Source organism: Nocardia neocaledoniensis, assembly GCF_003182135.1.
Lineage (GTDB): Bacteria > Actinomycetota > Actinomycetes > Mycobacteriales > Mycobacteriaceae > Nocardia > Nocardia neocaledoniensis.
In genome coordinates, this window is sequence record NZ_QGTL01000007.1 from 312,235 (window position 1) to 338,611 (window position 26,377).

A 26,377-nucleotide genomic window follows, 5' to 3' on the forward strand; every position below is an offset into this window, starting at 1 on the left:
GGTCGAGCGGCTGGTAGCGGCCGCTCGGGGTCGTCAGCCCGCTGAGCCGGTCAGCGCGTCGAGCAGCCCGCCGAGGCCGCCCGAGCCGCTGTCGCCGTCGCCAGGGCCCGGGTTGGTCGGCTTGGGGACCACGTTCACGGTGACGGTCTTGGAGCTGATGAGCTCCTGCACGGCCTTGATCTCGTGCGTGCCGGTGGTTTTCGGCGTCCAGGTGATGGTCGCCTTGCCGTTGGACACCGACACCGGCTCACCGATCTGGGTGCCGTTGTCGGTGAAGGTCACCTTGAACAGGAACGAGGTCGCGGTGACATCGGCGGTCACGGTGTAGGCCGTGTCGACGTAGTGCGTGGTCCCGCTGACCGCGATCGACTGGACGAGCGCCGAGGCCTGCGGTGCGACGAGCACGGCGGCCGCCGCGACCGCGCCGAAAGCCGTCAGACCGGCGCCGGCCCGCCGGGTGAGGGTGAAACTCATGAGGTACTCCTGATTCGCGCTGTCCCACTGCTGTGGGTGAGCCAGAGAGTATCGACCCAGGTAGGCCCCTGTTCGAAGAATTGAAATAATCGCATTTCACCCTGGCGCGAGGGGTCAGGCTCCCTGGGCTCGCTTGCCCGCGCGGCGCGCGAAGTCGTCGAGCGCGTCGAGGACCTCGCGGGCCTGCCAGAGGCGGTTGCGGCGCATGCCGGTGAACTCGGTGAGGACGCCGGCCTCGACCAGCACGTTGATCGCGCGAACGGCGTTGGAATCGGCGATGCCGAGGGCCTCGGCCGCGGTCGTCGCGTCGAAAACCGGTTGGCGCAGGGCGATGTCGATCAATCGCCACGGCGTGGAGCCGCGCCTGGCCCGGATCGCTGACTCCCACCGCGCACGGATCAGGTGAATGTCCTCGACCAGTAGGCGGGCATTGCCGAGGGCGGTGAACGTCGCTTCCGCGACTTCGCGCACTATCGGCGCCGGGTCGCCGTCGCGGTACGCGGTGAGGGCGGCGAAGTAGTCGTCGACCCGCGACAGGAGCCCGGCGGCGATCGGAACCGCCGCCAGCTCGGTGACGCCCTTCGATCGCAGCATCGCATGCATCAGCGCCCGGCCGGTGCGGCCGTTACCGTCGACGAACGGGTGGATGGTCTCGAACTGCGCGTGCGAGAGGGCGGTGTGGGCCAGCGCTGGAATGTCGTCGCGGCGGATGAATCCGAGGAGATCATCGATCGCGGTGGGCAGCCTGGAGTGGTGGGGCGCGACGAACGCTGCCCCATGCGGCCCTGCATTGTCGCCACCGATCCACACCTGCTGGGTTCGCCACCGGCCTGCGGTCTCCGGCTCGTGGACCATCAGCGCGGCGTGCATGTCCAGTAGCAGACGCTCGTCGATCTCGCCTTCCGCCGATTTACCATCAGTTATTGGCTAACTGATGATATGTCGGCGTGATCAGTCGGATGTCGTTTCGGTGGGGCGGGAGCGAGGTGGGGCGGTGCGGGCGTGGGTGGCGTAGAGGGTGAGGCCGACGAAGGTGAGGCCGCCGACGAGGTTGCCGACGACGGTGGGGATCTCGTTCCAGATCAGGTAGTCGCCGAGGGAGAAGTCGCCGCCGAGGAGGAGGCCCGAGGGGAACAGGAACATGTTGACGATGGAGTGTTCGAAGCCCATGTAGAAGAAGAGCATGATGGGCATCCACATCGCGATCACCTTGCCCGACACCGAGGTCGACATCATCGCGGCGACGACGCCGGTGGAGACCATCCAGTTGCACAGGACCGCGCGGATGAACAGCGTGAGCATGCCCGCGCCACCGTGCTCGGCGTAGCCGACCGTGCGGGATTCGCCGATCTCGCCCAGCTTCTCGCCGACCGCGCTGGGGTCCATCGAGAAGCCCATGGTCAGGATGATCGCCATCATCACGGCGACGGTGAACGCACCGGCGAAGTTGCCGACGAACACCCAGCCCCAGTTCCGCAGCATCGAACGCACCGTGACGCCGCGTCGCTTGTCCAGCAGGGCCAGCGGCACGAGCGTGAAAACGCCGGTGAGCAAGTCGAACCCGAGCAGGTACAGCATGCAGAAGCCGACGGGGAACAGCACCGCGCCCAGCAGCGGCTCGCCGGTGTTCACCGTGATGGTGACCGCGAAGGCGGCGGCCAGGGCGAGGATGGCGCCCGCCATGTAGGCGCGGATCACCGTGTCGCGGGTGGACATGAACGCTTTGGCCTCGCCCGCGTCGATCATCTTCTCGACGAAGTCGGCCGGTTTCAGGTAGGACATGCAACCCCATTCGTAGTGCTTCCAGCACAGTAGTTTTCGCGGCCGAGATTGCCTGCCGATCACTGAAGGTTGCCGCTGCGTAAATAGTGGTATGCCACTATGGCGGGGGTGTGGCGACGGGTGGCAGGCTGGCGGCGTCCCCGATCTCAGGAGCCCGCATGCAACCGATCATGAGCAAGTCCGCCGCCGCCGACCTCGTCGTCGCCGCCCGCATCCGCAAGGGGCTGACGTGGGCCGCCATCGCGGAATCGCTGGGCGCGCCGCTGGTCTGGACGACGGCGGCACTGCTCGGTCAGCACCCGATGACCGCCGAACAGGCGGCCGCGGTCTGCGCGCTGCTCGACCTCGACGAGACCGTCGCCGAGAGTCTGCGGCTGCAACCCGCACGCGGCGCCGACCCGGCCCAGCTGGCCGACCCGACGATCTACCGCCTGGTCGAAGCCGTCTCGGTCTACGGTCCCGCGCTCAAGGCGCTGATCCACGAGGAGTTCGGCGACGGCATCATGAGCGCCATCAACTTCAACATCGACATCGCCCGCCGCCCACACCCGGACGGCGACCGTGTGGTGATCACCCTCGACGGGAAGTTCCTCGACTACCGCTGGTGACTCACGAGCGAACCTCGGGCGCCACGGCGGGCGCCTCGGGATCGCCGAGGGCGTGCGGCTCCGGTTCGCCGAGCCGCACGGCGACGACGCCGACGAGAATCAGTGCCCCGCCGAGCAATTGGATCGGCCGCGGCGCCTCGCCGAGCAGCGCCCAGGCGAAGAGCAGTGCGGCGAGCACCTCGTTGAGCGCGACGAAGGACGCCAGTCGCGAACCGAGGCGCCGCGTCGCGGCGATGCCGGTGACGTAGGCGATCGCGGCGGTGACGATGCCGATGAGCAGGATCGGCACCCACCAGGGCGTGCTGAAATCGTCGAAGACCACGGTCTCGGTGGTGACACGCAGGGGGACGATGCCCGCGGCGCCCGCCACGAGCAGGGCCACCCCGCCGATGAGCAGGCCGCCCGCCGCCAGGACGGTGCCGGGCAGCTCGCCGCCCTCTGCCGAGAGCAGGAAGTAGGTGGCGGCGCCGACCATCGAGCCCAGCGCCCACAGGATGCCGATCGGGTCGGCGGAGACGCCGGAGAGCACGTCGAGCACCAGGAGCAGGCCGGTGATCCCGAGCAGCGCGCCCGCCACGGTCGCGGCGCCGGGGCGTTGCCGGTGCCGCAACCACAGCCAGCCGACGATCGCGATCGGCGCGGCGAATTCGATGAGCAGCGCGACGCCGACCTCCATGTGCGCGACCGCGTTGAAGTAGGCCAGCTGGGTGCCCGCCACCGCGATCAGGCCATAGGCGATGACCAGGGTCAGGTTCTCCCGCAGTAGGTTCCAGCGTCCGCGCAGCTGGGGGAGCGCGAGCGGGAGCAGGACCGCCGCGGCGAGCAGGACGCGCACGGCGACCACGGCGGCCGCGCTCCATCCCGCGTTCATCAGTCCGCGCGCGAGCGAGCCGGACAGCCCGAACGACGCGGCCGAGGCCACTGCGAAGAGCAGGCCGGTGCGCATCCGTCGCGCGGTTGCGTCATGAGTCAACGTCGCCATGACTAATGACGGTAAGCAGCTTGCGGTAATGTGTCAATGTGGTTTTCGCTCATGACACCGAAGCGGCGCTGCTGGCGGCAGTCGAATTGGTCAACTCCGCCGAGGACCCCGACACGCTCACCGAACCGGCCCAGCTGGCCGAGTTCTTCCGCCGGCACGACTACACCGGCGTCCGCTCCGGTGACGCCACGGAACTCGCCGCTGTCCGGGCCCTGCGGCCCGCCCTGCGCGAACTGCTCACCAGCGATCGCGACACCGCGGTCACCCTGGTGAACCGGATTCTCGCCACCCACCGCGCCGTCCCGCAGCTGGTCCGGCACGGCGCGGTCGACTATCACGTGCACGCGGTGCCCGCGTCGGCCACGCTCGATGTCCGCATCGCCGTCGAGACCGCCATGGCGATGATCGACGTGATCCGCGCCGACGACATGACCCGGCTCTCGGTCTGCGCCGACGATTCGTGCGCGGGTCTGGTCCTCGATCTGTCGCGCAACCGCTCGCGGCGCTACTGCAGCACGGCGTGCGGTAACCGGAACGCGGTCGCCGCGTACCGCGCCAGACAGCGCTGACCGGTCAGCGCACCTTCGGGCACTTCTTGCCCGCCAGGTGACACTTGTCCTCGAAGCCGGCGGGCAGCCACGTCCCCTTCCGCAGCTGGGGATGCTGGGGGAAGTGCTGGAGGGCGGCGGTGGTGAAGATCAGCGGCGCCCAGGCGGTGCGGATCTGCAACTGCTGCAGCGTGCCGGCGCGGTCGGGAAACCGGCAGCCGAGCAGATCGGGCCCGGTGAGGTCGACGCTCTCCAGCGCCGACCAGTACAGCGAGAAGGACTGATCCGGATTGGCAAGGTGCACACGCCGATTCGAGATCATCGCCGAGCCGGGCCGCTCGGCCACCCAGCGCGGCCGCGCGGCGGCTTCGGCGCGGGATCGCCGCGTCTCGTTGCGGATGCCGTTGCCGAGGTGCGCCGCGACGCCGAGTGGTGTCCGTCCGTCGGCGCGCACCTGGCCGCGCGTCCACCGGCCGTCCCCGAGGCCGCGCCAGGTGAACCAGTGGACACCGCCGTCGGCGAGGCAGGTCTCGCCCGGCTCCAGCCGCACCCGCGTGGGGGTGGACGGGATCTCGGCGGCGCGCCCGGCCGTGAGCAGCGCCACCACCCCGCATGTGTACAGCAGGTAGTCGTCGAACCACGTCCATCCGGCCTGCTCGGCCAGGGCGCGATCGATATCGGCCAGCGGGTCGAACACGTCTCTCACCACCCACTCACAACGTGCGCTCACGGTCAGCGCGCTGTTCCTGCCTCAACGGTAGCGGAGGGCGTGACCGGGCTCAGCGCTCGCTGTCGAGTGCCGCCATCTGCGCCGCGGCGTAGCGCTGCCCGGCGACCGCGTCGGCGGGAGCGGCCGCCTCGATCTCGGCCAGTTCCGCCGGGCTCAGCGTGATCCGGAGAGCGTCGAGGGTCTCGGTGAGCCGGGCGCGGCTGCGCGCGCCGATCACCGGCACGATGTCGGTGCCGCGGCTCAGTGCCCAGGCGATGGCGAGCTGGGCGACGGAAACCCCCTTGGCGGCGGCGATCTCGGCGAGCGACTCGACCAAGCGCAGGTTGCGCGTGAGGTTCTCGCCCTGGAAGCGCGGGCTGTGGGTGCGGAAGTCGGCGGCGTCGGCCGGTGCGCCGCCGGTGCGGAAGGTGTCGCTGAGCAGGCCGCGGGAGAGCACGCCGTAGGCGGTGATGCCGATGCCGAGTTCCCTGGCGACGGGCAGGATCTCGCGCTCGATGCCGCGCGTGAGCAGCGAGTACTCGATCTGCAGGTCGACGATGGGATGCACGGCGTGCGCCCGCCGCAAGGTGTCGGCGCCGATCTCGGACAGGCCGATATGGCGCACGTAGCCGGCCTCGACCAGCTCGGCGATGGCGCCGACGGTGTCCTCGATCGGTACGTCCGGGTCGAGCCGCGCGGGACGGTAGATGTCGATGTGGTCGACGCCGAGCCTGGTCAGGCTGTAGGTCACGAAGTTGCGCACGGCCGCGGGCCTGCCGTCGAAGCCGCCCCACGAGCCGTCGGGGCCGCGCAGTCCGCCGAACTTCACGCTGAGGACGACATCGGCCCTCGGCCGCTCGGCGATGGCCTTGCCGATCAGCAGTTCGTTGTGGCCCGCGCCGTAGAAGTCGCCGGTGTCGACGAGGTCGGCGCCCGCGTCGATGGCGGCGTGGATCGTCGCGCGGGATTCGCGGTCGTCGGCGGCGCCGTACATGCCGGACATGCCCATCGCGCCGAGGCCGATGCGGCCGACCCGGGGACCGGTCGCGCCGAGGCCGACGCGGGGAAGGGAGATCGAGTTCGTCATGCCTCCAGCCTGGGCGGCCCGCGCCCGGCGCGGCAGAGACCGCTCATCGGGGGACCGCCGATCCCTGGCTGGGACGGCCGAGTGCGCGCACCATGGGGACATGGACCGAGCCGAACTAGCCGACTTCCTGCGCAGGCATCGTGACCAGCTCACGCCCGCCGAGGTCGGCCTGCCACCCGGCGTGCGCCGACGGACTCCCGGCCTGCGTCGCGACGAGGTCGCTCTGCTCACCGGGATGTCCACCGACTACTACACCCGGTTGGAGCAGGCGCGCGGTCCGCGACCGTCGACGCAGGTCCTTGCCGCGCTGGCGCGGGCGCTGCGCCTGAGTGCCGACGAACGCGACCACCTGTTCCACCTCTGCGGACATCAGTCGCCGGATCGGGAACTGCGCGACAAGCATGTCGGGCCCGGCCTGCTGCACATGTTGGCCAAGCTCGACGACACCCCGGCCGCGGTGGTCACCGAGCTGGGGGAGGTGCTCGTCCAGAACCGCATGCACACCCTGCTGGCGGGCGATCACGGCGACCGGGTCGGTCTCGATCGCTACTACGCGTGGCGTTGGTTCACCGACCGCACCGCGAGAACGGTTTTCCCGGAAGAGGATTGGGACCGGCTCGGCCGCAGTCACGTCGCCGATCTGCGCGCGACCGCGGCACGCCGGGCCGACGACGCCGAGGTGAACACCTTCATCGCCGAATTACGGCGCGCCAGCGCCGAATTCGAACAGCTGTGGAACGAACACGAAGTGGCGGTACGGGTCACCGACATCAAGCGGTTCGCGCATCCGGAGATCGGTCTGATCGACACCGTCTGCGAAGTCCTGGTCACCCGCAACGCCGCGCAACGGCTGCTGGTCTACCTGCCGCGGCCGGGTACCGACGCCGCCGAGAAGATGGCGCTGCTGCGGGTGATCGGTACCCAGCGGCTCAGTCCGGCGTGAGGGTCAGGGTGCCCCGGTGACGTACGCGATCGCGGTGTCGATCGCGGGCTGACCACCCGCCATCGCGTACCCGGCCAGCGCGCCGATCGCGGCGCCCGCCACGGTCGCGACCGGCACGGTGATGAAGTCCAGGATGAACAGGCCGAGCGGGAAGCCCAGGACGAAACCGATCGCCGCGCCGATGGCGGCGCCCTGGATGATCTCCGGCTGCAACCGCTGGGTCTCGGCGAAGAAACGCTCCTGCGCGCTGATGTCGCGCAGCGGCGCGTCCGTGCCGCCGACCGGGGTCAGGGTGAGCCGGGTGCCGTCGGCGTCGATGGCGGGCGTCAGCGGCACGCTGTGCTCGCCGACGCGCACGAGCATCGGCAGCGCCGCGATCACGGCGCCGGACGCGTCGGTGATCGCGACGACCTTCGCGTCGTGCGCGAGCTGGAAGCGGCCCGCGTCGAGGGTGGTCACCACCGCGCGCCGATCCTCGGCCAGTCCGACCTGGTAGTTCACATCCTTGTCGACGCCGGTCAGCTGGATGCCCGCCGGCGCGGCCTCGACGGCCTGGGTCGGCCGGGGTTCGACGGGAGCGGGCTCGGCGGCCCCGATTCCGGTGGCCGACAGGGTGACCCCCACCGCCAGCAGTGCCGCACCGAGCGCAGTGCCGATCCTCATTCCGCAAGCCTCCCGCTGAATCGCCTGGGACCGAATCGTCCCGTTTCATCGCGGCAAACCTAACCGTTGCACGGCGATTCGGAAAGTCGTAGCCGCCTCGCTCAACCGGCCGCGGGCGAGCGGTCACCGCCGGGCGCGCGCCGGGCGAACTCGGGCGCGTGTTCCGGGCGCAGGCCGATGCCGCCCAGATAGCCGGTGAGTCCGGCCAGCACCGGCACGGCGTCGACGACCCGGAGCGGCAGCGGCGCGGTCCGCAGGGTGCCGCGCAGGGCCGGTGCGATGAGCATCTCGTGTTCGCCGCGCTGGGAGCGCTGGGTGAAGCTGGCGGGCAGCATCCGCCTCCGCTGCACCTTCTCCAGCTCGGCGGTGGAGACCGTGCCGTCGAGCAGGGGCCCCGCCAGGATGCGCGCGGCCGCGACGGCGTCCTGGACCGCGAGGTTCACGCCGACGCCGCCGACCGGCGACATCGTGTGCGCGGCGTCGCCGAGACACAGCAGGCCGGGCCGGTACCAGCGGTCGAGCATCCCGACGGTCACCTCGAGCAGCTTCACGTCGTCCCAGGAGCGGATCGCCGCGATCGCGGCGGCGGGCCAGCCGAACAGTTCGGCGAGGCGATCGCGCAGCCAGCCGATGTCGTGGCTGGCCCGTAGCCGCGCGTCGTGACCCTTCTCGATGATGTAGCCGGTCTGGTAGTAGTCGCCGCGATCGAGCGCCACGGCGGAATTGCCGCTGGTGAAGCGGGCCTGGATGGCGCCGCTGTCGATGTCGTCGCGGGATTTCGGGATGCGCAGGAACCACATGTCCATCGGTACGTCCGCGATCCGCTGACGCAGCCCCGCCGCCTCGCGCACCACGGAATCCCGCCCGTCGCAAGCGATCACGAGATCGGCGCGGAGCTCGTGCACGTCCTCGTCGGCATCGCGCCAGCACACGCCACGCACCGCCCCGCCGTCCTCGATCAGTCCGGTGACGGTCGAGCGCATGCGCAGGGTGAAGCTCGGCTCCACGGTTGCGGCGCGCGCGAGCAGGTCGAGGAAGTCCCACTGCGGCACCATCGCGATGTGCTTGTACCGCCCGGGGATTCGGGTGAGGTCGGCGGCGACGACCATGCGGTCGCCCGCGTACATGCGCATCTTCGTCAGCGCGGACTGCGGCAGCCTGGCGAAGGCAGGGCCGAGCCCGAGTTCGTCGAGCAGCCGCACCGTGGACGGATGGACCGTGTCGCCACGGAAGTCCCGCAGGAAGTCGGGGTGCTTCTCGAGCACGGTCACCGCGACGCCCGCGCGTGCCAGCAGCAGGCCCGCCATCATTCCGGCCGGCCCGCCGCCGACGATGCAGCAGGTGGTCTTGTCCATGAGTTTCCCCCTCGGAAGCCAATGTCTACGACGAAGCGTAGTAGTCAAAGCGCGGGCGGGTCCAGGCTTTTCGAAATTCGGCTCTTGACGTGAGTGTGCGGCCCCGCAATACTGAACTAGATGGTTCAGTATGACTTCCTAGACGCCTCGTTCGGCGCGCTCGCTGACCCCACCAGGCGGGGGATACTCGAGCGGCTCGGACGTGGACCCGCCAGCGTCAGCGAGCTGGCCGAGCGCTTCGAGATGACCCTCACCGGCATCAAGAAGCACATCGGACTGCTCGAGGACGCGGGCATGGTGGTCACCGAGAAGCGTGGCCGGGTCCGGTACTGCCGGATCGGCGAGCACGTCTTCGATCGGGAGGTGGCGTGGATGCAGGGGTACCGGCAGATGCTCGAGGCCCGCATGGACCGTCTCGGTGAATTCCTCGAACGAACGGAGCCAGAGCGATGAGCACAACCACCAACGACGCGGTCATCACCACCACCTCGGACCGCGAAGTCCACATCGAACGCGATTTCGACGCCCCGCTCGACCGGGTGTGGGACGCCTACAGCCGGATCGAGCAGCTGTCCCGCTGGTGGGGCCGCGGGCACGTGGTCGACGTCGAGCGCTGGGAGTTCCGCAAGGGCGGGCACTGGCGATTCGTCGAGCACGACGGCGACGAGTCCTACGGCTTCGAAGGCCGTTTTCGCGAGATCACCCCGAAGGAGCGCATCGTGCAGTCCTTCGAATGGGACGGCATGCCCGCGCACATCTCCATCGACGCCACGACCTTCGTCGACCTCGGCAACGGCCGCGCCCGCGTGGTCACCGACAGCGTCTTCCACACCGCCGAGGAATGCGCGGGCATGCTCGCCTCGGGCATGGAAGTCGGCCTCAACGACAGCTATCGCGCCCTCGACGCCCTGCTCGCCGGCGGACGCTGAGCCCGCCGGCTGATCCGGCGCCGCGGGGAAGGCGGTGCCGGATCAGGTGTGGGTGCAGCCGGTGGCCCGTTTGCGCGGCTTCAGGCGCAGCGGCGGCAGCGGCGGCGCGGGAATCCGCTCGTCGGGTCCGTGCCCGGCGATGTCGCCGAAACGCGTGGTGTCCCTCGCCTCCCAGGCCTCGCGGGCCGCGACGATCTCGTCGTGACTGCGGCCGACGAAGTTCCACCACATCACCAGCTCCTCGGTGAACGGCTCGCCGCCGAGCAGCGCGAAATGCGCGCCCTCGGTGCTCGACAACTCCACCTCGGCGCGATCGGTACCGAGGTAGAGCAGGGGGCCGGGACCGAGCTCGGTGCCGTCCACCACGACCGTCCCGCGCACCACCAGCACCGCGTGCTCGAACGCGCGCTCCACCGGCAGACGCACCCGCGCCCCGGCCTCGAGCACGATATCGGCGCCGACGATCGGCGTATACGCCTTCGCCGGTGAGGTGACACCGCCCAGCGAGCCGATCAGCACCGTCGCGCGCAGGCCCGGTTCCTCGTAGACGGGCAGCGCGCGATGCTGTTCGAAATGCGGGTCGACGCCGGTCGCCGTGCCGGGCAGGGCGATCCACAGCTGCAGGCCGTTGCCCGCGTGCGCGCCGGGCACCCCGAACTCCGAGTGCGCGATGCCGCGACCGGAGGTCATCAGGTTCAGCTGGCCCGGTTCGATCTCGACGTCGGATCCCACGGAATCACGGTGCCGGATGCGGCCGTCGAACGGCCAGGTCACCGTCTGCAGGCCGATGTGGGGGTGCGGGAGGATGTCAGGGGAGGCGCCGGTCTGCTTGACCGTCGGCGAGCCGAATCGGTCGAGGAAGCACCAGGCGCCGACGGTCGGCAGATCACGTTGCGGCAGTGTGCGTTCCACGTACACCCCGCGTACGCCGCCGAGCGGGACCTCGCGCGCCGGATACAGCTCGGCGACCGGACCGGGACTCGGCGACGGCTCACACAGCGCCTCCGCCGGGTCGGTCTCCAGATCGCTCATCGAGCGATGCCCTTGCCGACCACGTGCGCGTCGTACTCGGGGTGCTTGTCGAGCCAGCCGCGGATGAACGGGCAGTGCGCGGTGATGGTGCGCCCGCGGGCGATCACGTCCTCGACGGCGAGCCGGGCCAGCACGCTGCCGATGCCCTTGCCCGCGAAGGCGCCGTCGATCTCGGTGTGGATGAAATCGGTGTCGTTGTCGCGCTCGATGTATTCGGCGAAGCCGGCCAGCTCACCGCCGTAGAACACGTCGTAGCGGTTCTTCTCCGCGTTGCGCACGACCCGGCGCTCCGGTTCGGTGGAGGTGGGCTGCGACGCGGGAGTTGCCTCGGACATCTTGCGCTCCTTCCGCACCCGAACCGGGTGCGCGCTCAGGATCGACACGCGGTTGAACGCGCCGATCGCGATGGCGATCCAGATGATCACCGAGATCTGTTCCTCGGACCAATGCTCGCGCGCGATCGCGTATTCCCGATCGGTCGCTTCCTCGTCGGGCAGCGTGGTGACCGCCTCGGCCAGCCCCAGCGCGGCCCGCTCGGCCGCAGAGTACGGGCCGCCGCGCCGCCAGGAGGGCAGCACCGCGATCTCCTGTGCGGTCAGCCCGGCGCCTGTCCCCGCGCGCTCGTGCACGTCGAGGCAGTAGGGGCAGCCGTTGATCTGCGAGACCCGCAGATTGATCAGTTCGATCAACCGCCGATCTATCCCCGCGGCCGCGGCGGCGGCGCGGATCTCGGCCGCCGTCGCGCTCATCGCCTTGAAAATCGCCGGACTCTGCTTGTCGACCCACACCCGCTCGCGCTGCTCGCTCACCCTGTGATGCTAGCTCCGGGCGCCACGGGGCAGTGGCGCGACGGTGCTCATGTGGCCGGTCGCCCGGCGTCGGATCGGCCCTCGTAGATGGCGATCTTGTAGTCGAGGACGGCCACGGTCTGCTGGAGTTCCGCGATCTTGTCGAGCACGTCGGACCTGGTCTGCCGGAACATCTCCAGCCGGGCCGGATAGGTGTGTTCCCCGGCCCTGACCAGTTCGGCGTAGCGGATCATGTCGGCCACCGGCATGCCGGTCATCCGCAGCCGGGTGATCAGCGTCAGCCACTCCAGGTCGCGATCGGTGAAGCGGCGGTTGCCGGTGTGGTCGCGGCCGATGTAGCCCATCAGGCCGATCCGCTCGTACCAGCGCAGGGTGTCGCGGCTGAGCCCGGAGCGCTCGGCCACTTCGCCGATCGAGTACCGCGGGCGCGACCGCTCGTCGTCTGTGCTGTCGGTCAGCAGAGCCGTGTCGTGATCCATCGTGCTCGTCCCCTCTCGTGGAACCCCACCGACGCTAGCCACCTGGAGTGCACTCCAAGCAAGACCCATTGTCGCGGGACGAGCGCCGTCAGTTGTACTTCGGCAACTCCTGGACGGCCCACTGGTTGCCGTCGGGGTCCTTGAAGAAGGTGAACAGGCCCCAGCCCATGTCCTGGACCGGGCTGGCCTCCACCCCGGCGGCCACGAGCTGCTCGTAGGCCTGCTGGGCGCTGGGGACCACCATCTGCATGCCCTCGACACTGCCCGGCGCGGCACTGGTCAAGCCGCGGCCGATGCAGATCGAGCAGCCCGAACCCGGCGGGGTGAGCTGGACGAAGCGGATGTCCGGGCTCGGGGTGTGGTCGTGGTCGGCGTTGAAGCCGATGCTCGTGTAGAAGTCCTTGGCCCGGTCGACATCGGTGACCGGGATGGCGACGAGTTCGATTTTCCAGTCCATGCGCACAAGCATGGCACCGGGGACCGACAGAAACGTAGTGTGGATCACATGGCTGGTAAGGACATCGACCGGATCAGGGCGCGCTCGGCCTGGGAGACGGTCAAGGAGAGCCCGGTGATCACCGCGATCGCGGTGGCGCCGGTGGTGCTGGTACTCGGCGTGGTCTGGTGGCTGACGAACGGTTTCGTCGCCTTCGTCCTGCTGGTACTGCTCGGGGTCGGCATCGTCATCGGCGGCAAGCTGTTGAAGTAGGCCGCCGACGAGTTCATCGGGGGACGTGGAAATGCGTCAGTTCGCCCGTACCCGGGTCGATCCGCGCCCACGGCCGGTCGAACGCGAGCACGGCCAGCGCCGAGGTGGGGAACTTGCGGCTCAGCTCGGTGGCCTGATCGGACTCCCGGTTGGCCGCCAGTTCCCAAGCGGTCCACGGGATTCCGGGGACGTGCCCGACCACGAGCAACGTGCCGATCGCGTCGTCGGTGAGCTGGATCAGCTCGATGAGCGTGTGCGGGTTCGCCTCGTAGATGTCGTCGGTGAACTCCACCGGCGCGTCGATCCCCGTCGCGGCCAGGGTCTGCCTGGTGCGCGTCGCGGTCGAGCAGCGGACGGCGTCGACGGCGGGCTGGGTGGCGCGCAGCCAGTCGCCCGCCAGCGCGGCTTCGCGGTGTCCACGGGGCGCCAACGGCCGGGCGTGATCACCCACGCCGTCGGGATAGGCCGATTTTCCGTGACGCATGAGGATGAGGGTCGACGCCATGGAACCACGGTAATCCCGACCGCCGGTGAGTTGGCGGTCACACTCGAGGCACACTGAAAGCTGCGTCACCGTAGATGTGTTCGTGGCACACCCGCCGCGGACCCGCTCGGCCGACGTCTCGAGCCACCGACACACACATTTCGAGGATCTGCACACTATGGCCTACGTCATCACGCAGCGTTGTTGCAACGACGCCAGCTGCGTCACCGAGTGCCCGGTCGACTGCATCCGCCCGACCCCGGACCAGCCGGAGTTCGCGACCGCGGAAATGCTGTACATCGACCCAGACACCTGCATCGACTGCGGCGCCTGTGTCGATGCCTGCCCGGTGGACGCGATCTTCTCCGAGGACGATCTGCTCGCCTCGCTGGCCAGGTACCGCGAGATCAACGCCGCCTACTTCCAGCGCCACCCGCTGGAGTCGAACTTCGACCCGCTGGCCACGCCGACGCGCCCGCCCAAGGATCTGGGCACGCTGCGCGTCGCCATCGTCGGCGCCGGGCCCGCCGCCTGCTACGCCGCCGACGAGTTGCTGCGGCGCAGCGACGTGGAGGTCGAGATGTTCGACCGCCTGCCGACCCCGTGGGGTCTGGTCCGGGCCGGCGTCGCGCCCGACCACGCGGGCACCAAGAACGTGGCCAACATGTTCGACTCGGCCTTCCGCCGCGACACGCTGCAGTACTACCTGAACGTCGAGGTGGGCCAGCACATCGACCATCAGGAACTCCTCGACCACCACCACGCGGTGATCTATGCCGTCGGAGCCTCCAGCGACCGCAAGCTCGGCGTGCCCGGCGAGGACCTGCCCGGCAGCCACTCGGCCACCGAGTTCGTGGCCTGGTACAACGGCCACCCCGATTTCGCCGACCGCGAGTTCGACCTGTCGGGGGAGCGCGCGGTGATCGTCGGCAACGGCAACGTCGCGCTCGACGTGGCCCGCGTGCTCACCGTCGACCCCGACGAGCTGGCCAAGACCGATATCGCCGACCACGCGCTGGACGCCCTGCGCCGCAGCAACATCCGCGAGGTCGTGATCCTGGGCAGGCGCGGCCCGCTGCAGGCGGCCTACAGCACCCCGGAGTTCCTGGCCCTCACGCATCTGAAGAACGTCGACGTGGTCGTCGACGCGGCCGATCTCGAGCTCGACCCGCACAGCAGGGCGCTGCTCGACGACCCGAACATCGAGCCGTCGCTGCGGCTGAAGTACACCCTCGCCGAGGAGTACTCGACCGCCGCGCACGACCCGGCGCACAAGCGGATCGTCTTCCGCTACCTGGCCACGCCGACCGCGGTGCACGGCGACGACCACGTCACCGCCGTCGAGTTCGCGCACAACGAACTCTCCGAGGAGAACGGGCAGCTGGTGGCCACCGCCACCGACCGCACCGAGACCCTCGCGACCGGCCTGGTGTTGCGCTCGATCGGCTACCGCGGCGTTCCCGTGCCCGGCCTGCCGTTCGACGAGCGGCGCGGCACCGTGCCCAGCGAGCACGGCCGCGTCATCGACGCGACCGAGCCGGTGCCGGGCGTGTACGTCTCGGGCTGGATCAAGCGCGGTCCGCGCGGCGTGATCGGCTCCAACCGGGTCGACGCCGAGGAGACGGTGGAGGCGCTGATCGCCGACTTCATCGCGGGCAAGCTGACCGCGCCCACCGGCGACCGCGCCGCGCTGCAGGCGCTGCTGGCCCAGCGTCAGCCCGATCTGGTCGACCGCAAGGGCTGGAAGACCATCGACCAGGCCGAGAAGACCGCGGGCAAGGCGGCGGGCAGGCCGCGCGTCAAGTTCACCACCCGCGCCGACCTGCTCAAAGCGGCCAAGGGCTAGCCGACGGCCCCGGTCCGGTGACGGGCCGGGGCTACTCCGGAAGCGGCATGATCTTGACGACCGTCGTCGTGATCCCGCCGACCACGAACCACAGCCGCAGCACCGGGCGCCCGGTCCGGTCACCCGGCTCGTGCCGCGCGCGCACCGTGATGTGCTCGCGCGCCAGCACCGGCGCCACGTACTCGATCACCGCGCGGTGCGGTCCCGCGACCAGCTTCGGGTAGTCGACCAGGAACTGCTCGACGGCCTGCCAGTAGCAGGTGTGGTTGACGTGGTTGTACTGGTCGATGTCGGTCGCGCGCACCGGGAAGGGCAGGTCGGTGTCGGATTCGCGCGGGGCCGGATCGGTGAGGTAGGGCCGCCAGCGCAGCCGGTGCTCGTCGGTGGATCTGGCCAGGTAGGCCAGGCCCTCGTCGGAGATCCGGGCGGGCAGGTTGCTCGACTCGCTGAGGTTGATCCAGAAACCCTCGGTCTCGATGAGGCCGCCGCCGTCGCTGCTGATCCGCGTGCGCATGTTCGTCCAGCGGGTCGACATGCTCGCGCACCAGCGCCGCAGGTGCACCTGATCGGGCCAGGTGATCGGCCGGATGACGTCGATGACCGTGCGTCGCACGATCCAGGTGGGGTCGGTGCGATGCAGTTCGGTCTGGTGCAGTTCGTCCCAGGAGATGTCTTGCAGGTAGCGCGCCACGGCGTCGAAGCGCAGCCGGTGATACGGATCCACGTCGCCAGCCCGGACGGGCCACGCCGCGGCGAAGCCCATGCCCTCCTGGGGAAGCGGGGCCAGTGGCTGATCGAGTGACACTTGTGCTCCTTGCGCGGCGCACCGGGGCGCGCCGCGACTTCTTGCGTAGTTCTGCAGACGACTTTACGGGTCGTGGATCACACCATGACAGACCTACCCGCTCCCGGTAGCCTGCAGGAATGGTCGCCGGGGCGATGGCGGGCTCGATGTTCGGCCGCTATGAAATGCGTGGACTTCTCGGAGTCGGCGGAATGGGGGAGGTCTACGAGGCCTACGACACCTCCAAGAATCGCGTTGTCGCGGTGAAGGTGCTCAATCGGGAACTGGCCGCCGACCCGGTCTTCGTGCAGCGATTCCGCCGCGAATCCCAGGCGATGGCGAGCGTGCAGGAACCGCATGTGATCCCCGTGCACGACTGGGGCGAGATCGACGGCGTGCTCTACATCGACATGCGTCTGGTCAAGGGCACCGACCTCAAGGACCGGCTGCAGCGGCACGGCAGGCTCACCCCCGGTGAAGCAGTCCAGGTGATCGAGCAGATCGCCGCCGCGCTCGACGCCGCGCACGAGACCGGCCTCGTGCACCGCGACGTGAAGCCGGCCAACATCCTGCTCACCAGCAACCTGTTCGCTTACCTGGTGGATTTCGGGATCGCGCACACCCCCACCGACCCCGCGCTCACCAGCACCGGCAGCGCCGTCGGCTCGATGGCCTACATGGCGCCGGAACGCTTCGACGAGGCCCCGCTGACCGGCGCGGTCGACACCTACGCGCTGACCTGCGTGCTCTACGAAAGCCTGGTCGGGCGGGTCCCGTACCCGGTGAACAGTCTCGCAGGGGCGATCGGCTCGCATCAGATGGCGCCGCCGCCGCGCCCGAGCGCCGTCGACCCCGCGCTGTCGGCCTTCGACGCGGTGATCGATCGCGGGATGGCCAAGCGGCCGGGGGAGCGCTACGCGACCCCGGGCGATCTCGGCCGCGCCGCCAGGGCCGCGCTCGTGCAGACCGAGCGCTCGGCGCCCTCGACGGTGCCCGGCCCGCGGGTGCCGGGGCCCGTCACCCCGGCGACCGCGCAGCCGCACTGGTCGGAAGTGCCTCCGCCGCCGACCGTTTCGGGGCCCCAGATCCTGGTCGACCGCACCGGGGCAGGGCAGCACGGGCAGCCGACCACCGGCCCTTCGCATCCGTCCGCCACCGTGCGGCAACCGACGCCGGCCGAGCGACCCGCGCACCCATCGGCCACCATGCGGCAACCCGCGCCCGGTCCCGCCTACCCGTCGGCCACGGTGCGACAACCAGCGCCCAGCGGATACACCCACCCGTCCGCACCGTTACCCCTTCCGCCGCAACGCAATACGTCCACCCCGCTGCTGGCCGGCGCACTGGGCGCGCTGATCGTGGTCGCCGCGGTCGGCGTCGCGGTGTGGGTGATGCTCGACGTCGCGGACGACAAGCAGACCGTCGCCGGTCCCACGTCGACGGTCGGGGCCACCCTCCCGCCGCCGGTGATCGACACGGTCAGCCAGGACGTGCCGACCACCCCGTACGAGCCGCCGCCCGCCACGACAACCGTGCCGCCGCTGCAGTCGAGCGTCTCCGGCGCCGACGGCCAGGGCTTCCTGTCCGGCCCGCGCTGCAACGACAACGACGCCGCGATGTCGATCGCCCGCACCACCGGTTCGAAGGTGGTCATCTGCCACACCGGCGCCGGCCGCTACTACTACAAGGGCGCCAGGGCCAGTGACGGACTCGGGCTGGAACTCGACGATCCGGTGCCGACCGGCAACGGTGGCTTCACCGCGACCAACCCCACCGACGGCACCCGCTACCTGCTCACCGCCACCGGGCTGGTGATCACCAAGGACGGTGAGGTGCTCGCGAGCGAGCCGGTGACCGAATTCGCCTACCGCTGAGCTGTCCACCGGGATATGTTCGCGGTGTCAGGTGCCACGAAGAAGAGGTGTCAGGAATGCGCGCAGCACAGGTCGCCACGTTGGACGGACCGTCCGCGATCGAGATCGTCGACCTGCCGGAACCGGCGGCCTACCAGGGCGGCGTCCTCATCGACGTGCACGCGGCGGGCATCGCCTTCCCCGATGTGCTGATGACCCGCGGCCTCTACCAGATGAAGCCGGCGCTGCCGTTCGTCGTCGGCGGGGAGGTCGCCGGTGTGGTGCGCAGCGCGCCGGAGGGCTCGCCGCTGCGCCCGGGCGACCGGGTCGCCGCGCTCACCATGCTCGGCAATGCCGTGGCCGAGGTGACCGTCTCGCCCGAGCACGCCGTGTTCAAGCTGCCCGACAACGTCTCGCTCGAGGCGGGCGCGGGAATCCTGTTCAACGACCTCACCGTCCACTTCTGCCTCACCAAGCGCGGCCGGCTCGCCCAGGGCGAGACGGTGCTGGTGCACGGCGCCGCGGGCGGCATCGGCACCTCGACCCTGCGCATGGCGAAGGCGCTGGGCGCGGGCCGGGTGATCGCGGTGGTGAGTACCGAGGCCAAGGCCCAGGTGGCCAAGGCCAACGGCGCCACCGACGTGGTGCTCGCCGACGGCTGGCTGGCCGCGGTCAAGGAGCTCACCGGGGGTCGTGGCGTCGACATCGTGCTCGATCCGGTCGGCGGCGACCGCTTCACCGACAGCGTCCGCTCGCTGGCCGGTGGCGGCAGGTTGCTGGTCGTCGGTTTCACCGCGGGCGAGATCCCGACGGTCAAGGTGAACCGGCTGCTGCTCAAGAACGTCGAGGTCGTCGGCGCGGCCTGGGGCGAATGGGTGATGAGCCACCCGACCTACCTCGCCGAACAGTGGGCCGAGGTCGAGCCGCTGCTGGCCTCGGGCGCCATCCCGGCGCCGGAGCCCGTGCTGTACCCGTTGGAGCGGACCGCCGAAGCGGTTGCGGCGCTGGACAACCGGACCGCGACCGGCAAGGTCGTCGTGCAGCTGCGCTGACCAGGGAACCCGGCACGGCACGGGTGTGTCGGAGGCAGTCGGTATCGTCCAGCACGCCAAGGGGAGGAGCCGCATGCCACTGTCGAACAGGGTGCTGAACCGAACGCTGCTCGCGCGCCAGCATCTGCTCGAACGCTCGACGCTGAGCGTGCCGCGGATGTGCGAGCACCTGATCGGCCTGCAGGCCCAGGACGTGCCGCCGCCGTTCGTCGGGTTGTGGAGTCGCATCCAGGATTTCGATCCGGCGGCGGTGTCGGCTGGTCTGGAGGACCGCTCGCTGGTCCGGATCACCCTGATGCGCGGCACCATTCACCTCGTCACCCCGCCCGACGCGCTGCGCATCGCACCGCTCATCCAGCCGGAGCTGGAGAAAGTGCCCGCGCGCAAGGGTTTCAACTACGGGGCCATGGTCGGGCTCGACCTCGACGAGGTCCGCGCGCACGGCGAAGCGGTGCTCGGTGACGAGCCGATGTCCGCGGCCGCGCTGCGCGCCGAGGCCGCCCGGCTCTACCCGGATCGCGACGCGGGCGTGGTCGTCCAGACCTGGCTGTACCAGCTGCCGGTCCTGCAGACTCCGCCGCGCGGCCGCTGGCGCGACAGCAGCAAGCCGGTCTGGTCCCGGGTGCAGCCGTGGCTCGGCGCGCCGCTCGACCCCGGCTATCCGGTGGCGGAACTGATCCTGCGCTATCTGCGCGCCTTCGGGCCCGCCACCACCATGGACATGCAGACCTGGTCGCGTTTGCCCGCGATGAAGCAGGCCGTGGCCGAGCTGGGCGACCGCGTCCGCACCTACACCGACGAGCGCGGGCGCACCCTCTACGACGCGGCCGACCTCGAACTCGCCGACCCCGAGCAGCCCGCGCCCGTGCGGTTGCTCGGCTGGTACGACAACGCGCTGCTGTCGCATCAGGACCGCGCGCGGATCACCGGCGACGACACCGCACCGCCGATGCGTGCCTTCGCCTCGTGGGTGTCGCCGGTGCTCATCGACGGTTTCCTGGCCGGCATGTACAAGGTCTTCGTGAAGTCGGGCACCGCGCGCCTGCGGATCAGCCCGACCAGGAAATGGTCGAGAACCGAAGCCGCGCAGGTGGAATCGGAGGCCGCCGCCCTGCTGGCCTTCCTCGAACCCGAATCGGCGCCGGCGGTCGAGATCCTGGAACCCGGCGCGGACGTCCGGCCGTGACACGGCTTTAACGTCGGGGCAACACTCGGTTCCTAAGGTCTTCCCCACGACGTTCATGGCTGCAACGGACGACGTGCACCGCTGAGACCGGCGGGCGAACCAGCCGCATCCGAGAGAGGTGCGCGCATGGGTTCTTCCGCGTCCGTCGTCGTCACCGACGTCACCGTCTACACCGAACAGGGCTGGGCCTCCGGCGAAGTCGTCGTCCGCGACGGTGTGGTCGTCGCGCTGGCGGCCGGGCCCGAACACGCCGACCTGCCCCGCTTCGACGGCGGCTCCGGCTACCTGCTCCCCGGCTTCGTCAACACCCACACCCACCTGCAGCAGGCGGTCCTGCGTGGCGTCGGCGAGGGCCTGCCGCTGCTCGAATGGTTGCGCTGCGTCGGCGAACACACCGTCGCCGCGACTCCCGAACAGACCTACCTCTCGGCGCTGGCGGGTGGCCTGGAGTTGTTGCGCAGCGGCGTGACCACGGTCGTGGAGCACCTGTGGCCCAACCCCTCCGACGAGATCCATCAGGCCATGATCCGGGCCCTCGACGAACTCGGCATCCGGGTGGTGCTCGGCCGCGGCATCGCCGATCGCGCCGACAGCACCCGCAAGTGGGGCCTGGACCCGCGCCTGCTGCAACCACTCGACGAGGCGCTGGCGCACGTCGACGCCCTGGACAAGCAGTTGGTCGGCACCCGGATCACCACGGCACTGGCCGTGCCCAACCCGCGCTGCCTCACTCCCGACGGCATGGCCGCCGCCCGCGAATACGCCGGGGCCACCGGCAAGATGGTGTCGATCCACCTGCTGGAGACCACCACCGACGAGGACATGTGCCGGTTGCACGCGGGCACCGGCGCCGTCGACTACCTCGACGCGAGCGGCTTCCTCTGGGACCGCACGCTGGCCGTGCACTGCGTCAACCTCGACGCCGCGGGACGCGCGGTCCTCGCCGAGCGCGGCGTGACGGTGTCCTACAACCCGGTGTCCAACATGCGGCTCGGCAGCGGCGTCGCGCCCGTGCCGCAGATGCTGGCCGCGGGCATCGACGTCACCCTCGGCGTCGACGGCGCCGCGAGCAACGACACCCAGGACATGCTGCTCGCCCTGCGCCTCGGCGCGTTCCTGCAGCGTGCGGCACACCGGCGGGCCGATCTGCTCGACGCCCACCAGATGCTGCGGATGGCGACCGGCGCGGCGGGCCGAGCGGTCGGCGGCCCCACCCACACCGGCATCGCCGTCGGCGATCGCGCCGACCTCACCCTGGTCCGCTTCGATCGCGACTTCGCCTGCCTGCCGGTCCTCGACCCCGGCGCCACCCTGCTCACCGCGGCCTCGCCGCGCGTGATCGACACGGTGTGGGTCGACGGTGAGGCCGTCCTCCGCGACGGCCGCAGCACCCGCGTCGACGCCGACGACCTCACGCAGCGCCTGATTCGCATGCGCTGATTGTTAATACGCCAGAAACGAACCACACATTGCATGTAATTCGGTGAAGTCAGACTGATGTCGACCAAAGGTTGCACGCAATATCGCAGAGAAGGTGAATCACGGTGACGCTCTACGGCACGGTGAACGACGCCGACGCGAGGACGCTGCTCTCCGGCCTGGAGGTCTCCTTCGCCGGTGTCAGCAAGCGCTTCGGCGGCGACCAGGGCACGCTCGCGCTGACCGAGATCGACCTCGATCTGCGCGAAGGCGAATTCGTCGCGGTGGTCGGACCCTCCGGCTGCGGCAAGTCGACGCTGCTGCGCCTGGCCGCGGGCCTGGAACCGGTGAGCGCCGGATCGGTCGCGGTGAAGACCGATTCGATCGGCTTCATCTTCCAGGAGGCCACCCTGCTGCCCTGGCGCAAGGTGCGCCGCAATGTCGAACTCTCGGCCGAACTCGCCGGCATCGACAGGTCGGTGCGCCGCGAGCGGGTCGCCAGGGCGATCGAGGCCGTCGGGCTGGCCGACTTCGCGAACAAGCTGCCGCACCAGCTCTCCGGCGGCATGCGCATGCGGGTGTCGCTGGCCAGAGCGCTCGCACTGGAACCGCGGCTGATGCTGCTCGACGAGCCCTTCGGCGCGCTCGACGAGATGACCAGGCTGAACATGCAGGAGGAACTGCTGCGGCTCTACCGCGACAACGCCTTCACCGCGCTGTTCATCACCCACTCGGTCTCCGAGGCCGTGTTCCTCGCCGCCCGCGTGGTGGTGATGTCGGCCAGGCCCGGCCGTGTCCACGAGGTGATCGACGTCGACCTGCCCTACCCGCGGGACCGGGAGCTGCGCTTCCAGCCCGCCTTCACCGCCCTCGTCTCGCGCGTCTCGCGCTCGCTGAAAGAGGCTGCCTGATGGTCAGTATCGCGGCCCGTGCCGCCACCCCCGCCGCCGCGCGCCCGAAGCTGCCGACGGCATCGATCCGCGCGATCGGGAAATCGCTTGTCGCGCCCGCTGTCTCGATCACGCTGGCGCTCGGCGCCTGGTACGCGGTGTCGATGCTGCTGCTCAGCGAGAGCCGCCGGTTCCTGCTGCCGCCACCGCACGTGGTGTTCCGCGAATCGCTGGCCGACCCCGCCAAGCTCGCGGTGATGGGCGAGGCGCTGGCGGTGACGGCCAGGGTCGCGATCACCGGCCTGCTGATCTCGGCCGTCCTCGGCGTCGCCATCGCGGTGCTGATGAGCCAGGCCAAGCCGATCGAAAAGGTCGTCTACCCGTATGCCGTGGTGCTGCAAGCTATTCCGGTGCTGGCGGTGGTGCCGCTGATCGGTCTGTGGCTCGGCTACGGCTTCGCCGCGCGCACCACGGTGTGCGTGCTGATCGCCATCCACCCGATCATCGCGATGACGCTGTTCGGCATCAAATCCGTCGACGCCAACCTCCAGGAACTGTTCACACTCGGTCGCGCGGGACGGCTGCGCAGGCTGTGGTCGCTGCAGCTGCCCGCCGCGCTCCCGTCGACACTGACCGGATTGCGCACCGCCGCCGGGCTTTCCGTCACCGGCGCGATCATCGGCGACATGTTCTTCGCGCAGGGCAAACCGGGCATCGGCACCCTGCTCGACACCTACCGGGCCCGCTTGCAATCGGAGGACCTGATCGGCGCGCTGCTGCTGGCCGCGCTGTTCGGCGTGCTCGTGTTCACCGTCTTCACCGTGGTGCAGAAGGTCAGCGTCGGTCGCTGGCACAACTCCGCGCACTAGCCGTCACCCGCACAAGAGGATCAACCATGAAGTCATTTCCCGCGCGCCGCCTCCGCCTCGCGACACTGGCCATCGCGCTGGTCGCGACCGCGTCGGCCTGTTCCGGCGACATCGACGAAGGCCCCGCCGTCGCCCTCGAACCGGCCCCGGCCGAGCAGCAGCTCGCCGGCGCCTGCCCGGCCACCGTGGTGGTCCAGTTGCAGTGGGCGCCGGAGACCGATTCCGGGCCCATCTTCGGCCTGCTCGGCCCCGGCTACCGGGTCGACGCCGACAACAACAAGATCACCGGACCGCTCGTCGCCGACGGCAAGGACACCGGCGTCGAGCTCGAGATCCGGGCCGGCGGTCCGGCCATCGGCTTCCAGACCGTGCCCTCGCAGATGTATGTCGACCAGAGCATCACCCTCGGGCTCGCGCACTCCGAGCACGCCATCGCGGCCGCCGGTCAGCAGCCGATCGTCGCGGTGACCACGCTGCTGCGCAACAGCCCGCAGATGCTGATGTGGGACCCGAAGACCAACCCCGGCTGGCAGGACATCGCCGACATCGGCAGGTCGGGGAAGCCGATCGTGGTGTCCAAGGGCCAGCTGTACCCGAACTGGCTGGTGGCCCGCGGGCTGGTGAAGCAGGACCAGATCGACGCGTCCTACGACAATTCGCCCTCGCGGTTCGTCACCGATCCGTCCTTCGCGCAGCAGGGTTTCGCCAATGCCGAGCCCTACACCTACGAGCACGAGGTGCGGGCCTGGAACAAGCCCGTCGCCTACCAGTTGCTCAAGGACGTCGGCTACGAGGGCTACGCCCGCACGGTGAACGTGCGCGCCGACAAGCTCGCCGAACTGCGGCCCTGCCTGCAGAAGCTGGTGCCGATGATCCAGCAGGCCACGGCCCGGTTCCGGGCCGACCCCGCGCACGTCAACGACGTCGTCGTCGACGTGGTCGAACAGAATCCCAAGCTGAGTCCCTACAGCCCCGAACTGGCCGCGTTCGGTTCCAAGGCCCTGATCGACGGCGGCCTGATCGGCAACGACACCGACGGCGTCCTCGGCAGTTTCGACGAGGCCCGCGTCCAGCGCATCATCGACGAATTCGGACCCATCCTGCGCACCGGCGGCGCGGACGTGCCCGCGGGACTCACCGCGAAGGACCTGGTCACCAAGGAATTCCTCGACCCCAGCATCTCCGTCACCGGATAAGGAGTCACACCAATGACCACCAGTTACGACCTCTCCGAGGTCTCGCGCGAGAAGGCGATGGGCGGGCTCGGCAAGGAGACCGACGCCCGGGAGATCCGCGTCATCGACCTCACCGACTTCGACGACCGGCGCGCCGAGATCACCGAGCAACTCTGGGACGCGGCCACCGAGATCGGCTTCTTCCAGCTCTCCGGCCACGGCATCCCGCAGGACCTGATCGACGGAATGTTCGGCGCCACCGCCGATTTCTTCGCGCTCCCCGAGGCCGTGAAGGGCCGATACCCGCTGGTCAAGAAGAACAACGCGGGGTGGGAGAGCCTGAGCCAGGTGCGCCCGTCCATCGGCGTGCCGGATCAGAAGGAGTCCTACCAGGTCACCCGGCCGCACATGGCCGAGCTCTGGCCCAGCGAGGACGAACTGGCCGGATTCCGTTCCCGCGTCCTCGATTTCGAGTCCCGCGCCTGGGCGGTGGCGATGCGGGTGCTGTCCTGCTTCGCCGACCGTCTCGGCCTGCCGCGCGAACACTTCACCGCCGCACACGATCCCGCCTCCCCGGACTACCAGAGCACGCTGCGGCTGCTGCACTACTTCGCCGTGCCCGAGGAGCTGCGTGGCGTGCCGGGCCGGTGGCGGGCGGGCGCGCACACCGACTTCGACTGCCTGACCCTGCTGTTCCAGCGCGACGGTCAGGGCGGGCTGCAGGTGTGCCCCGGCAAGGAGATGGCCGAGCAGGAGTGGACCTCCATCACCCCCTCGTCGAGCCTGATCACCTGCAACATCGGCGACATGCTCACCCGCTGGAGCGACGACCTGCTGCCGTCGAACTTCCACCGCGTCCGCAGCCCGGGCGAGGGCGAATACCAGGGCGAGCGCTACAGCATCGCCTACTTCGCCCAGGCCGACCGCGACGCGATCATCCAGGGCCCGGCAGGCAAATATCCGCCCGTCACCGCCGCCGACTTCCTCACGCAGCGTGTGCAGGCGAACTATCAGCCCAAGGGATAATCGGGACAGCACCCGGAAAGGACCATCGTGATGACCGACGAGAGCTCCGCGCTGCTCGGCCGATCCGTCCATCGGCAGATCCGGCAGATGGTCCTCGCCGGCGAGCTGGCCCCCGGCAGACCGCTCAGCGTGCCCGCGCTGGCGACCCAGCTGGGGGTCAGCCGCAGTCCCGTCCGTGAGGCGGTGCAGCAGCTGATCTACGAGGGCCTGGCGGTGAGCGCGCCGCACGCCGGGGCGAAGGTCGCCGCGGTCGACGACGCGCAGATCCGCGAGGTGCTCGCGGTCCGCGCCGTCCTCGACGGGCTCGCCGCCGCGGCGGCGGCCACCCGCCTCACCGAGGCCGATCTGGACAAGCTCGCGAGCATCATCGCCGCCCAGGAGGCCAACCTCGACGACGCCACCGACGCGGCCCGCGACGCCCAGCTCGACCTGGAATTCCACACCTTCCTGCGCGACGCCTCCGGCAACAGCTGCCTGAGCGAGGAACTGGCCCGGCTCGAGGCCAAGGCCCACCTCTACCGCGGTGACCTGTGGTGCTCGGCCCGCAACCGCCGCGTCGCCCTGCGCGAGCACCGCCGCATCGTGGAGGCACTGGAATCGGGGCACGCCGAGTCGGCCCGTGCCGCCGCCGAGGCGCACGTCCACGGTCTGCTGACCCGGCTCGATCGGGCCTGATCGGCGGGC

Annotated in this window: 30 protein-coding genes and 1 pseudogene; 16 read left to right on the plus strand and 15 right to left on the minus strand. The window is 70.0% G+C overall.

Features of this window, described 5'->3' with window-relative positions:
• Positions 1 to 33: 33 nt before the first annotated feature.
• From DFR69_RS20855 to DFR69_RS20865, 3 genes are all read right to left on the minus strand, one after another.
• Positions 34 to 474 carry an Ig-like domain repeat protein gene (locus tag DFR69_RS20855; RefSeq protein ID WP_110039250.1) on the minus strand — a complete coding sequence of 147 codons (441 nt, stop codon included), beginning with the start codon at positions 472 to 474 and terminating at the stop codon, positions 34 to 36.
• Positions 475 to 588: 114 nt separating this feature from the next.
• Positions 589 to 1,398 carry a Fic family protein gene (locus tag DFR69_RS20860; protein WP_308633187.1) on the minus strand — a complete coding sequence of 270 codons (810 nt, stop codon included), beginning with the start codon at positions 1,396 to 1,398 and terminating at the stop codon, positions 589 to 591.
• Between the two features lie 27 nt (positions 1,399 to 1,425).
• A complete protein-coding gene (locus tag DFR69_RS20865) occupies positions 1,426 to 2,256 on the minus strand; it encodes a formate/nitrite transporter family protein (protein WP_110039251.1) in 831 nt (276 codons plus the stop codon).
• Positions 2,257 to 2,414: 158 nt separating this feature from the next.
• Between DFR69_RS20865 and cynS the strand changes: the two genes are divergently transcribed.
• Complete coding sequence (gene cynS / locus DFR69_RS20870) at positions 2,415 to 2,864, plus strand: cyanase (protein WP_110039252.1); 450 nt, start codon at positions 2,415 to 2,417, stop codon at positions 2,862 to 2,864.
• Position 2,865: 1 nt separating this feature from the next.
• On the opposite strand, the gene DFR69_RS20875 is transcribed toward cynS, so the two are convergent.
• Entirely contained in the window at positions 2,866 to 3,846 is a 981-nt protein-coding gene (locus DFR69_RS20875) for an EamA family transporter (RefSeq protein ID WP_110039253.1), read from the minus strand.
• A 38-nt stretch (positions 3,847 to 3,884) separates the two neighbouring features.
• On the opposite strand from DFR69_RS20875, the gene DFR69_RS20880 reads away from it, so the two are divergent.
• Positions 3,885 to 4,415, plus strand: a complete 531-nt coding sequence (locus tag DFR69_RS20880) for a CGNR zinc finger domain-containing protein (RefSeq protein ID WP_110039254.1) — start codon at positions 3,885 to 3,887, stop codon at positions 4,413 to 4,415.
• A gap of 4 nt (positions 4,416 to 4,419) precedes the next feature.
• On the opposite strand, the gene DFR69_RS20885 is transcribed toward DFR69_RS20880, so the two are convergent.
• A complete protein-coding gene (locus DFR69_RS20885) occupies positions 4,420 to 5,100 on the minus strand; it encodes a hypothetical protein (RefSeq protein WP_146229375.1) in 681 nt (226 codons plus the stop codon).
• Between the two features lie 73 nt (positions 5,101 to 5,173).
• Positions 5,174 to 6,190, minus strand: a complete 1,017-nt coding sequence (locus tag DFR69_RS20890) for an aldo/keto reductase (RefSeq protein WP_110039256.1) — start codon at positions 6,188 to 6,190, stop codon at positions 5,174 to 5,176.
• A 100-nt stretch (positions 6,191 to 6,290) separates the two neighbouring features.
• Here DFR69_RS20890 and DFR69_RS20895 point away from each other — a divergent pair, with 100 nt between their 5' ends.
• On the plus strand, positions 6,291 to 7,133 hold the full coding sequence (locus DFR69_RS20895; RefSeq protein ID WP_110039257.1) for a helix-turn-helix transcriptional regulator: 843 nt from the start codon (positions 6,291 to 6,293) through the stop codon (positions 7,131 to 7,133).
• Between the two features lie 3 nt (positions 7,134 to 7,136).
• On the opposite strand, the gene DFR69_RS20900 is transcribed toward DFR69_RS20895, so the two are convergent.
• Together DFR69_RS20900 and DFR69_RS20905 are read right to left on the minus strand one after the other, a co-directional pair.
• The gene (locus DFR69_RS20900) at positions 7,137 to 7,796 is read right to left on the minus strand and encodes a DUF8020 domain-containing protein (RefSeq protein WP_110039258.1); all 660 of its coding nucleotides are present in this window, start codon (positions 7,794 to 7,796) and stop codon (positions 7,137 to 7,139) included.
• Positions 7,797 to 7,897: 101 nt separating this feature from the next.
• Positions 7,898 to 9,151 carry an FAD-dependent oxidoreductase gene (locus DFR69_RS20905; RefSeq protein ID WP_110039259.1) on the minus strand — a complete coding sequence of 418 codons (1,254 nt, stop codon included), beginning with the start codon at positions 9,149 to 9,151 and terminating at the stop codon, positions 7,898 to 7,900.
• 120 nt (positions 9,152 to 9,271) lie between these two features.
• Between DFR69_RS20905 and DFR69_RS20910 the strand changes: the two genes are divergently transcribed.
• The gene (locus DFR69_RS20910; RefSeq protein WP_110039260.1) at positions 9,272 to 9,604 is read left to right on the plus strand and encodes an ArsR/SmtB family transcription factor; all 333 of its coding nucleotides are present in this window, start codon (positions 9,272 to 9,274) and stop codon (positions 9,602 to 9,604) included.
• Positions 9,601 to 10,080 (plus strand): SRPBCC family protein, encoded by a 480-nt coding sequence (locus tag DFR69_RS20915; RefSeq protein WP_110039261.1) that lies wholly within the window; start codon positions 9,601 to 9,603, stop codon positions 10,078 to 10,080. The genes DFR69_RS20910 and DFR69_RS20915 overlap by 4 nt, the downstream gene beginning before the upstream one ends.
• Positions 10,081 to 10,122: 42 nt before the next feature.
• On the opposite strand, the gene DFR69_RS20920 is transcribed toward DFR69_RS20915, so the two are convergent.
• The 5 genes and pseudogenes from DFR69_RS20920 to DFR69_RS20935 form a co-directional block, all read right to left on the minus strand.
• The gene (locus tag DFR69_RS20920) at positions 10,123 to 11,112 is read right to left on the minus strand and encodes a pirin family protein (protein WP_110039262.1); all 990 of its coding nucleotides are present in this window, start codon (positions 11,110 to 11,112) and stop codon (positions 10,123 to 10,125) included.
• Entirely contained in the window at positions 11,109 to 11,447 is a 339-nt protein-coding gene (locus tag DFR69_RS35700; RefSeq protein ID WP_308633188.1) for a GNAT family N-acetyltransferase, read from the minus strand. Before DFR69_RS35700 ends, DFR69_RS20920 begins: the two co-directional genes overlap by 4 nt.
• Before the next feature lie 12 nt (positions 11,448 to 11,459).
• Positions 11,460 to 11,921, minus strand: a pseudogene (locus DFR69_RS35705) (carboxymuconolactone decarboxylase family protein); the annotation flags it as partial.
• Between the two features lie 47 nt (positions 11,922 to 11,968).
• Positions 11,969 to 12,400 (minus strand): MerR family transcriptional regulator, encoded by a 432-nt coding sequence (locus DFR69_RS20930; RefSeq protein WP_186817310.1) that lies wholly within the window; start codon positions 12,398 to 12,400, stop codon positions 11,969 to 11,971.
• Positions 12,401 to 12,488: 88 nt separating this feature from the next.
• Positions 12,489 to 12,857: a VOC family protein gene (locus tag DFR69_RS20935; protein WP_110039265.1), complete on the minus strand. Its 369-nt coding sequence runs from the start codon at positions 12,855 to 12,857 to the stop codon at positions 12,489 to 12,491.
• A 48-nt stretch (positions 12,858 to 12,905) separates the two neighbouring features.
• On the opposite strand from DFR69_RS20935, the gene DFR69_RS20940 reads away from it, so the two are divergent.
• Positions 12,906 to 13,109: a hypothetical protein gene (locus tag DFR69_RS20940; RefSeq protein WP_110039266.1), complete on the plus strand. Its 204-nt coding sequence runs from the start codon at positions 12,906 to 12,908 to the stop codon at positions 13,107 to 13,109.
• A 13-nt stretch (positions 13,110 to 13,122) separates the two neighbouring features.
• Here DFR69_RS20940 and DFR69_RS20945 read toward each other — a convergent pair whose 3' ends face one another.
• Positions 13,123 to 13,614: a SixA phosphatase family protein gene (locus DFR69_RS20945; RefSeq protein WP_110039267.1), complete on the minus strand. Its 492-nt coding sequence runs from the start codon at positions 13,612 to 13,614 to the stop codon at positions 13,123 to 13,125.
• 157 nt (positions 13,615 to 13,771) lie between these two features.
• On the opposite strand from DFR69_RS20945, the gene DFR69_RS20950 reads away from it, so the two are divergent.
• Positions 13,772 to 15,439, plus strand: coding sequence for an FAD-dependent oxidoreductase (locus tag DFR69_RS20950; RefSeq protein ID WP_110039268.1), 1,668 nt, complete (start codon positions 13,772 to 13,774; stop codon positions 15,437 to 15,439).
• A gap of 31 nt (positions 15,440 to 15,470) precedes the next feature.
• On the opposite strand, the gene DFR69_RS20955 is transcribed toward DFR69_RS20950, so the two are convergent.
• Positions 15,471 to 16,244, minus strand: coding sequence for an acyl-[acyl-carrier-protein] thioesterase (locus DFR69_RS20955; RefSeq protein WP_186817311.1), 774 nt, complete (start codon positions 16,242 to 16,244; stop codon positions 15,471 to 15,473).
• 119 nt (positions 16,245 to 16,363) lie between these two features.
• Between DFR69_RS20955 and DFR69_RS20960 the strand changes: the two genes are divergently transcribed.
• The 9 genes from DFR69_RS20960 to DFR69_RS21000 all read left to right on the plus strand — a co-directional run bounded on the left by DFR69_RS20960 (position 16,364) and on the right by DFR69_RS21000 (position 26,368).
• A complete protein-coding gene (locus DFR69_RS20960) occupies positions 16,364 to 18,097 on the plus strand; it encodes a serine/threonine-protein kinase (RefSeq protein ID WP_110039270.1) in 1,734 nt (577 codons plus the stop codon).
• 56 nt (positions 18,098 to 18,153) lie between these two features.
• Positions 18,154 to 19,128: an NADPH:quinone oxidoreductase family protein gene (locus DFR69_RS20965; protein WP_110039271.1), complete on the plus strand. Its 975-nt coding sequence runs from the start codon at positions 18,154 to 18,156 to the stop codon at positions 19,126 to 19,128.
• 73 nt (positions 19,129 to 19,201) lie between these two features.
• On the plus strand, positions 19,202 to 20,314 hold the full coding sequence (locus DFR69_RS20970; RefSeq protein ID WP_110039272.1) for a winged helix DNA-binding domain-containing protein: 1,113 nt from the start codon (positions 19,202 to 19,204) through the stop codon (positions 20,312 to 20,314).
• 126 nt (positions 20,315 to 20,440) lie between these two features.
• Positions 20,441 to 21,754: an amidohydrolase family protein gene (locus DFR69_RS20975; protein WP_110039273.1), complete on the plus strand. Its 1,314-nt coding sequence runs from the start codon at positions 20,441 to 20,443 to the stop codon at positions 21,752 to 21,754.
• A 104-nt stretch (positions 21,755 to 21,858) separates the two neighbouring features.
• Positions 21,859 to 22,644 (plus strand): ABC transporter ATP-binding protein, encoded by a 786-nt coding sequence (locus DFR69_RS20980; protein WP_110039274.1) that lies wholly within the window; start codon positions 21,859 to 21,861, stop codon positions 22,642 to 22,644.
• The gene (locus DFR69_RS20985; protein ID WP_110039275.1) at positions 22,644 to 23,492 is read left to right on the plus strand and encodes an ABC transporter permease; all 849 of its coding nucleotides are present in this window, start codon (positions 22,644 to 22,646) and stop codon (positions 23,490 to 23,492) included. The genes DFR69_RS20980 and DFR69_RS20985 overlap by 1 nt, the downstream gene beginning before the upstream one ends.
• A 26-nt stretch (positions 23,493 to 23,518) precedes the next feature.
• Entirely contained in the window at positions 23,519 to 24,688 is a 1,170-nt protein-coding gene (locus DFR69_RS20990; protein WP_110039276.1) for an ABC transporter substrate-binding protein, read from the plus strand.
• 12 nt (positions 24,689 to 24,700) lie between these two features.
• Positions 24,701 to 25,693, plus strand: coding sequence for an isopenicillin N synthase family dioxygenase (locus DFR69_RS20995; RefSeq protein WP_110039277.1), 993 nt, complete (start codon positions 24,701 to 24,703; stop codon positions 25,691 to 25,693).
• Between the two features lie 30 nt (positions 25,694 to 25,723).
• Entirely contained in the window at positions 25,724 to 26,368 is a 645-nt protein-coding gene (locus tag DFR69_RS21000) for a GntR family transcriptional regulator (protein ID WP_110039278.1), read from the plus strand.
• Positions 26,369 to 26,377: the final 9 nt, after the last annotated feature.